Here is a 7,853-nt window from a genome sequence, read left to right as displayed (position 1 = left end):
ATCAAGTACAAGGGCCGCAACGTGATCGAGCGTGGATACGCCCGTTTGAAGCAGTGGCGAGGACTGGCCACTCGTTATGACAAACTCGGCATCGTCTACCGAGCCGCTGTAGTTCTCAACGGCGTCATCGCCTGGTTACAGCATTTATCAGACACGCCCTAGGTCTCCACAGTGGACGTGGGGTTATCGTCTCGAGCAAGTCGGCCGTCATCTGATCTTCCAGGACGGATCCGAGCTGGGCCGAACGGTGATGAGCGACGGCATGAGCATGCGCGCCAGCGATGACGGATCGATCATCTGGTTCTTCGGATTCGAAGACGACAGCCTGACAATCCTCACACTGTCGACGGCCACGATCGATGACTATCGGGCTGCAGCTCCTGAGGGCGTCGTGATTGACAGTTTCACGGACGGAGCGCGGGTGGTCATGGCGGAGCTGGAGACGAAGCGGCGGTCAAAATTCGGTTTGGATTTCGAATGTGTCCTGGCATTCCGGTACAGGGCATCTTCTACTTCAGCCAGCTCGGCAACGTCTACGCTCGGCATGATGGCCGTTGGCTCAAAAGCACATTCTCCGAGGACGGGCCCGTCCTTGGAGATGATGAGCTTCTGCTGTCGCCGATACTGAAGTCAGGTATCGCGTTCTCTGATGCACTCTCTGAGGCCGATGGCACACTGAATTTGGATCGGCTTCGTCCATATATCTATCCCAAGCTCGACATCGACGACTCCGAATCATGCCGCGACCTTTATACCGATGGTGATTGGGAGATCGTCGATTGAAACACGGGTAGATTATCCGTTGCCGGCGCGTGCCGACGTTTCCCACAGTCACCTGTACCAATAAGGACGGATCCTCTCGATGAACGTACGAGAACGAATGGTGTTCCTGCAGTCGTGGTGGGTTGCGTCGGAGCTGATTCGCCGCCATCCGGAACTTGAACTGATCGAGACCCACCCCGGAGGAGGTCTGTATGACTGCCTATCTGTCCTCAGCAACGAGGGTTCTGCGAAGCTGGACATCGATCTGAATCGTAACGGGCGCATCCACATCCACTCGGCGACACCGTCCTGGTTCGATTCGACCCGATGGGACATCCGCCACCCAGTCGAGTGGTCTACCGAGCTCGAGCAGGAAGACCGACGTCGGATTCCGAGATTCCTTGAAGATGCCGCTGGTTTGCGGCCACCTTCTCAAACCCCTGTAACCACATCCAAGACGCTTACCTGCAGAGCTATCTACCACCTGTTGCTCTTCGCGCTGAACGAGGCAGAGTACTGGGACATCCGAAATGGAAAGCTCGACTCCAGTGGAATGTACAGTGATAGCGAACGTCCCTATTTTGAGGGGATCGAGTCGGCTCAGATTGCGCTTCGCCAATCCCGCCCACTGGGCTGGAAGGCCAACGTTCCTCGATATGATTTCTGGGGCGTGCTGCGCGACGGAAAGTGCCTCGGCCTTCTCCAAATCGACGGAACTCTCCATCGCCCAAATGCAGAACCCGTCAATCTCATGAAGATCTACAACGCGAACAAGCGGGATATTCTGCCCACCGCCATGGAAGTTCGGAAACTCCTCACCTCGTAGGCGCCAGTCAGTCAGTTAGACGCACCTCGGCAACTGCTCCCAGCAGGGGCAGGTGGATGAGCACCTGTTTGGGGGCGGTGCCGTCGGTCTTCTGCAAGGCCTGACGGTAGGTGGCCATCTGCCCGAGGTACTTCTCGCGGATATGACCCACCGGGTCGGTTCCGGGATACGACTTGTGGTCGACGAGGATGTGCTCGCCAGTTGGCAGCAGAATTCGCGCGTCGATCCATCCTTCCATCACCTGCGCATCATCGTTGCGCCACGCGATCGGGGACTCGGTGGCCACCTCGGCGCCGGGGTACGTCGTCTCCACCCATTCGGTCCAGCGTTTACCGACTTCGATGAGCACATCCGCATTCAGCACACTGTCAGAATCCCAACGTGAGAGGATCCGCTCGGCAGCTGTGCGCTTCAGCTCAGCGGTCAGCGTCGAGAGAGGCAATCCCAGGTAGGCGTGTACGGCGTCACCGACGCGATCCCAGTCCTTTCCGCCTTTGGCCACCAGCGGCTCCCCCAGTTCGGCGAGGATCTCCACCTCTGCTTCGACCCCGTTGGACGGCACACTGCTCGCGGTGAACCGGGCCGGCAACGTGGTTTCAACGGGAGTCGTGCTGCGGACTGGAGTGTCTGAGCGAGCGTAGAACGATCGAGGTAAACCAGTCGAATCAGCCGTTGGGCCGTCTTCGATGTCGATCGGGAGGGCACTGATCCGAATCGGCAACTCGGTTGTAGCCCTTCTTTCGTCGCTGCGCCGGTCGGCGATGCGCAGGATTCCGTTCTCGTCGACCGCGCTCACTGATCGATCAGTGATTGTCGGCTGCTCCCATTCGACCAGACCCTCAGCGACAGACCTATTGAGAACATTGTCCGCCCCCTTGGGATCCCCGAACGCCACAATGCTGTGCGTCTCAGCCCGAGTAAGCGCAACATAGAGAAGCCGTGCCGTCTCATCCTTTTCTGCCTGGCCTGCACGACTGACCGCATCCAGACGCCCCAACCGGTCCTTCAACGGCTCATAGTCTTTGAGCACGCGAGGCAGGAAGCGCAGAGCACGATTCGCCAAGGGGTACCGCGCGTCGAAGACAGATGCCTTCTCCACGGTGATCTCTCTGTGCCCATAGTCCTTATCTACCGGTACACCGACAATGACAACTGGCCACTGCAGACCCTTCGACTGGTGCATCGTCGTCACGAGCACGGCGTCATGGGCCGTCGTCTGCTCATAGGATCCGGCCGCCTCGGTGAGGTGATCGAGCAGGCCTGCTGGAGTGACCGGCGAACGCGTCTGTTCCGCAGCGTCCGCATATTCACCGGCGATCTGGCACAGGGAATCAAGCGTTGCCAGACGGTTCTCCGGTGTTGTCCACGATTTGATCCGCTGCGGCAGGTCGAGGGCATCGATGATGCTCAGCAGCAGGTCGACCGGTGAGTGATGAGCGGCATTGAGCGCCAGTTCCGACAGGGCAGCCAGCGCCGGATCATCCCACCACGTCCGAGGCTGGTCACGCCGTTCTTTCTTGTCGACGATCCGTGCCGCATTTTCGAACCATGTGTCGTGGCTGCCGTGGTCGGGCATGAGAGTGACGAGTTCGGCGAGCGCCACAGCGTCGTCCCGGTCGACGACCGCGGCCAAACCGGCGGCAACGAACTGTCCTTCCCTGGTTGAAAGCAGATCGCTGGTCGACCCCACTGCGCGGATGCCGCGTTCGCGAAGTTCAGAGACGACCCGGGAGACTTGAGAGTTCGTGCGAACGAGGACAGCGATATCACCCTGTTTGACTTCGCCGTCGGACAATTGAGGCGAGCGTTGCAGAAAGTCTTCAACTCCCGTGGCAATGGCTTTACCCATCCGCGTGTCCGCGGATCGAGTTCCGCCGGCTGTCGTGGTCGGTACCCAGAGTTCGCGGCTGCCGATGTGGCGCAGGTGTTCACGCTGTGGCGGGATGCTCAGCACAACCTCGTCTTCCTTCTGGTCGGCGAAGACCGAGCTGAAGAGAGTATTCGACAGTTCGAGAGCCGGTTCGGTCGAGCGCCAGGACGCGCCGAGGTTCTCCGAAGTGGCCTTGCCCAGTTCTGTCTTTCCGTCGATGAGTGCCGAAAAGACATCGTTCATCAGCTCGGGGTCCGCCCCGCGGAAGCCGTAGATAGCCTGTTTGCGGTCGCCCACCCAGATGACTTCGTCGACGAGGTCGGCGAGCTCCATAAAGATCGCCAGTTGGATGGGAGACGAGTCTTGGAACTCATCGACGGCAAGCAGTCGGTAGCGAGAGGCGATCGATGCCCTGACTCGTTCGTTCGTGCGCAGCAGGTCAAGGGCGCGAACCTCCTGGTCGACGAAATCCATCACCCCGAGAGTGTTCTTATGTTCCTCATAAGCCGACAGTGACGCGATCGCTGTGTCAATGACGAGGGTGATCAGTGCCTCGATGTCAGAGTGGAAGGCACTGTTGGCGAGGAGCTCTTCAGACACGAGGCGAGCGCTCGACTCATCGAGAACCTGTTTGGGCACTGCTCCGGGCGCCTTCCCACCTGGCACGGCCGTGTACTTCCGCTCTGCCACCTTCGCCCATGTCGACCACGGGACCCGCGCGAACGGAACAGCCTCCTCGGCGCCGTTCTCGAGTCCACTGAGGAAACGGTCCAAGGTCACGAGGCTGCCTTCGACGTTGCCTTCGTTGGTCTTCGTCACCTTCGGTCTCTCAGACGGAGGTTCCTCGCCGTTCTGGAAGACTCGCAGCGCGTCGCGCAGCTGCTCGATGTCGCCGGCCAACCTGTCACGCCACTTCTGCCGTCCGTCTCCCCCAGCGGCAGGAAGAGCTGAGAGGAAGAGCTCAGCCGAAACGCGTGCCGATGCTCGCAGTTCGGCCTCGCCGAGGTGGTTCGCCCGGGCCGCCTCGGCGACGGATCTGACCAGGTCCGACCAGACAACGGGTCCGTGGCCGAACGAGTTCGAATCAGCGGGACTGCCGTTATGACCGGTGCGGACGAGCAGATCGCGGTGAGTGGCTTCAGCTTCGGCAACAACCGCGTCGACGGCCGTGGTGAAGACGATCGCCTGTTCCTGTTCGTCGAGCACACGCAGCTCTGGTGAGAACCCCGCGTCGATGGCGTATTCAGTGACGAGGCGACCGGACATCGAGTTGATGGTGCCGATGAGTGCGGTGCTGATCTCCTCGGCGGCGGTGATGTTCCCGTCATCGAGGAGTCGCTTCTGCGTCTTTTCGACGAGGTCGGCCGCGGCGCGGACGGTGAAGGTGGTGGCGATGACTTCGCTTGCGCGAAGGACGGGTTGGCCGTCGTCTGTTGTCTGCGACAGTCGTTCGGAGAGCACTTCCGTCAGTCGGTAGGTCTTTCCCGAGCCCGCCGAGGCGGTGATGACGTGAACGCTCATGAGTGGTCCCCCGCGATGCCGTAGATGAGGTTGAAGTTGCTGTACGACTGGTTCTTGGCCACAAAGAGACGGCCCTCATCCAGCTCATCCGTTTTGATGGTCTTGAGCGCTTTGTCGACCTGTGTGTTCTTCGCTTGGGGGTTGACGCCGAATTCCGCATGGACGTCTGCGTTCAGGGAATCGAAGCGGCCGGTGGCGATGGCCGAGAGTGTGTGCTCGATCGAGGCTTGGATGAGCGGCCATAGTCCTGCGGGATCGCCACCGAGCCCGTTGCCGTCCTCGTCGAAGATGTCGGCCGCTCCCCCGTTGTAGTTCTCGTCGAGACCGGAGTCGGTTGAGATGAATCGTCCTTGTTTGAGCATGAAGTACGAGGTGAGTGGGTTGGCGCCAGTCGGGGAGTCGATGGTGTGAGAGTAGACGCTCAACTGGACGGCTTCGCCGTCATCGATCATCGTCCGATAGCGCTTCTCATAGTTCGCCCATTTGAGGTCGATGATTGCGGGTCGTCTGTCGTCGAAAGCGCCTTCGAGGTCGCGTTGTCCTCGCAGCTGAACGGTGAGTTCTTCGCCGGCGACGGTCAGTACCCAGTCGTGGTCGAAGCCGGTTTCAGCACCGACGATCGTGATGCCACGGTCCCTGAGCGTGGTGAACAGGTGGACCAACGATGCCATTGCTGTGGATCTGATCGTGTTATTGCGTGCCAATTGCCCCGGCAGGAGCAGCTCGGAAGCGAACCGTGGGACGAGCCGGTCGAAGGTCTTAGCGATGTCGGCGGGGGTGGTCAGCGAGGTGTCGGTGTCGTTCGTCTGCATGAGGTGTTCGACTACGGCGTGAACCAAGTTGCCGATCATGCGGTTGTCTGTGGGGATGTCGAAAGTGAACCCGCGGCTGAGGCCGAGGCCGCGTTCGAGTGTCCAGCCCAACGGGTCGGAGAGCAACTGGTCGATCTGGCTGAAGGACAGGGTCTCGGGCAGGAGGTGGCGGAAGTCGCCTTCGAGTACGCGCGAGATTCTGTTCGGGGCGGTGAACTCTTCGAGGCTGGCCGTCGACGTCGGAATGGCGACGTCATTCAGTTGCCATGTCTCGTCTGTGATGAGATCCGCGACGGAAAGAGCGATCATCGGATCGGAGAGCACTGTGTCGACCGATGCGTTTGGAAAGCGGTCGCCATCTGCAGCGGCGATGTCTTCTGCCAGTCGAGCGAGCACTGGGTGGAGGGTCACCGGTTCGCCTCGGCTGGTCTCGGGGCAGAAGCAGGTGAGGTTTACAGCGGTGCGGAGACCATCGAGTTCGGCGGCTTGCCTCAGTCGTTCCTTCTCGGTTGAGGTGGAGATCCGGACTTCTGACTGCGCCAATGCGTCGAATTCGGCTGAGTCCCAGGTCTCGTTCGCCGAGGTGGCTGAGCGCTGTGAACACCACCAGACGACGGTGTCCGTGTCTTCCGGGACTTCTGCGGGGCTGGTGACGACCGTCCAGTCGGCGGCTTGGGCGTGGGCGTCGGAACGGGTCGCAGTCGGTGCACTGGATTCTGCGATGTCGAAGAGCTCGCGGACTCGGATGGAATTCGTACCGAGCCGGGTGATTGCGGCGCGGAAGGACGCGAGGTGGGTGGCCGCCTCGGCGATCAATGCGGTGGTGTCGTCCTGTGCTGTGTCAGCGGTGCGGTTGCCGTTCAGTCTGCGCAGGCGTGTAGCCAACCAGTCCAATGCGGGGTTGAGGGAGGCGAGGTCGAGCTCTTCTGAGTCGATCGCTGGCGGCCTGGTACGCAGGAAACCGTCAAGTGCTTGCGCGGTTTCCCACGCTCGGGTGGCGATTTCGGAATTCTCGGCTGTTCGGCTCTTCAACTGGTCGAGAGCGCGCATCCACGCGGACTCAGGATCGTTGGAGATACCCGGTTCTTGGGTGAAGGCTTGCAGGAGCACCGACGACACTCCCTGCGGAACGAGCGACGTGGCGGGGGAAGTTGCGTAATTTGTGCCGAACGAGAGATGCAGGAACTCGGCGACTCTACGGATATCGGTCGGGGGCAAGACAGCGCCGAGGAAAACAGGGAGTATCTGTGCGGACGGATTTGCCGCGTTGGAGTCGGCGATTCCGAGCGTCGGCGCCTGTCGTCGTGCCAGCTGTTGGTCGAGGACAGCGGTGGCATCGCCGGCGATGATGCAGATGCGCTCTCGGTCGTTCACATTTGCGAGGTACCGGGCGGCCGCCTCGGCGGTGGACCAGGTATCGGGGCCGCGCACGATGGTGAGTTGCGGCGTTTCCGTTGGTGCTGCGGACTCCGTGACGGTCACGCCTGCAGCTTCTACCGCGCCGAGGATGTCCTGCCACACCTGCGGGAGAGTATCCCTCTTGTCACGCAGTTCGATCGAATCGATTCCGAGCGGCCAACTAGCTCCGTATAGCCGGAGCAACTCGAGAGATTCGCGCACGTCGTCTGCACGACCGGGCGCAAGCGTTGCGGCGGTGTCATGTGGCGGACCGATCACGACGAGACTTTCGACTGTAGCCAAGGCGTCGAGTCGAGGGTCTGCGGAGTAATCCTGGCCGTCATTGGCCGGTTTCCAACCAGCCTCGATCGCGTCGTCGCGCAGCTCGAGCAGATGGTGGGCGGTGTTCCAGGGGTCGTTAGCGAACGACCGGCGATACCAAGGATGGTCAGCTTGTGCCAGCAACGACCGGTATTGAGCGATGCGAATGGGGCGGTCGATGGTGGGTCGGGTCGTGCCCAATCGAGTCTGGAGGATGCCGAGCAAGCCGAGCGGGCCTGTGACGACTGTCGTTCCCGTCGTATCGGTCGACCACGGTGCCCGATCGAGGTTCCATCCGAAGACGATGCGCATGTGTGGTCCTTCCCTCAGCCCATCCACGGCT

General features: G+C 60.9%; 4 protein-coding genes and 1 pseudogene. 3 read left to right on the top strand and 2 right to left on the bottom strand.

Annotated elements, in window-relative coordinates:
• The 3 genes and pseudogenes from BLIN9172_RS03060 to BLIN9172_RS03050 all read left to right on the top strand — a co-directional run.
• Positions 1-162, top strand: a pseudogene (locus BLIN9172_RS03060) (IS5/IS1182 family transposase); the annotation flags it as partial.
• Positions 163-477: 315 nt separating this feature from the next.
• On the top strand, positions 478-783 hold the full coding sequence (locus tag BLIN9172_RS03055) for a hypothetical protein (RefSeq protein WP_101553773.1): 306 nt from the start codon (positions 478-480) through the stop codon (positions 781-783).
• Between the two features lie 79 nt (positions 784-862).
• Positions 863-1,588 (top strand): TY-Chap2 family putative peptide chaperone, encoded by a 726-nt coding sequence (locus BLIN9172_RS03050; RefSeq protein WP_145997916.1) that lies wholly within the window; start codon positions 863-865, stop codon positions 1,586-1,588.
• A gap of 7 nt (positions 1,589-1,595) precedes the next feature.
• Here BLIN9172_RS03050 and BLIN9172_RS03045 read toward each other — a convergent pair whose 3' ends face one another.
• Both BLIN9172_RS03045 and BLIN9172_RS03040 read right to left on the bottom strand, forming a co-directional pair.
• The gene (locus tag BLIN9172_RS03045) at positions 1,596-4,979 is read right to left on the bottom strand and encodes a UvrD-helicase domain-containing protein (RefSeq protein ID WP_101553771.1); all 3,384 of its coding nucleotides are present in this window, start codon (positions 4,977-4,979) and stop codon (positions 1,596-1,598) included.
• A complete protein-coding gene (locus BLIN9172_RS03040; RefSeq protein WP_101553770.1) occupies positions 4,976-7,822 on the bottom strand; it encodes a PD-(D/E)XK nuclease family protein in 2,847 nt (948 codons plus the stop codon). The genes BLIN9172_RS03045 and BLIN9172_RS03040 overlap by 4 nt, the downstream gene beginning before the upstream one ends.
• Between the last annotated feature and the right edge of the window lie 31 nt (positions 7,823-7,853).

Source organism: Brevibacterium linens ATCC 9172 (assembly GCF_900169165.1).
Taxonomy (GTDB): Bacteria; Actinomycetota; Actinomycetes; order Actinomycetales; family Brevibacteriaceae; genus Brevibacterium; species Brevibacterium linens.
This window is presented reverse-complemented; position numbering and strand designations above follow the sequence as displayed.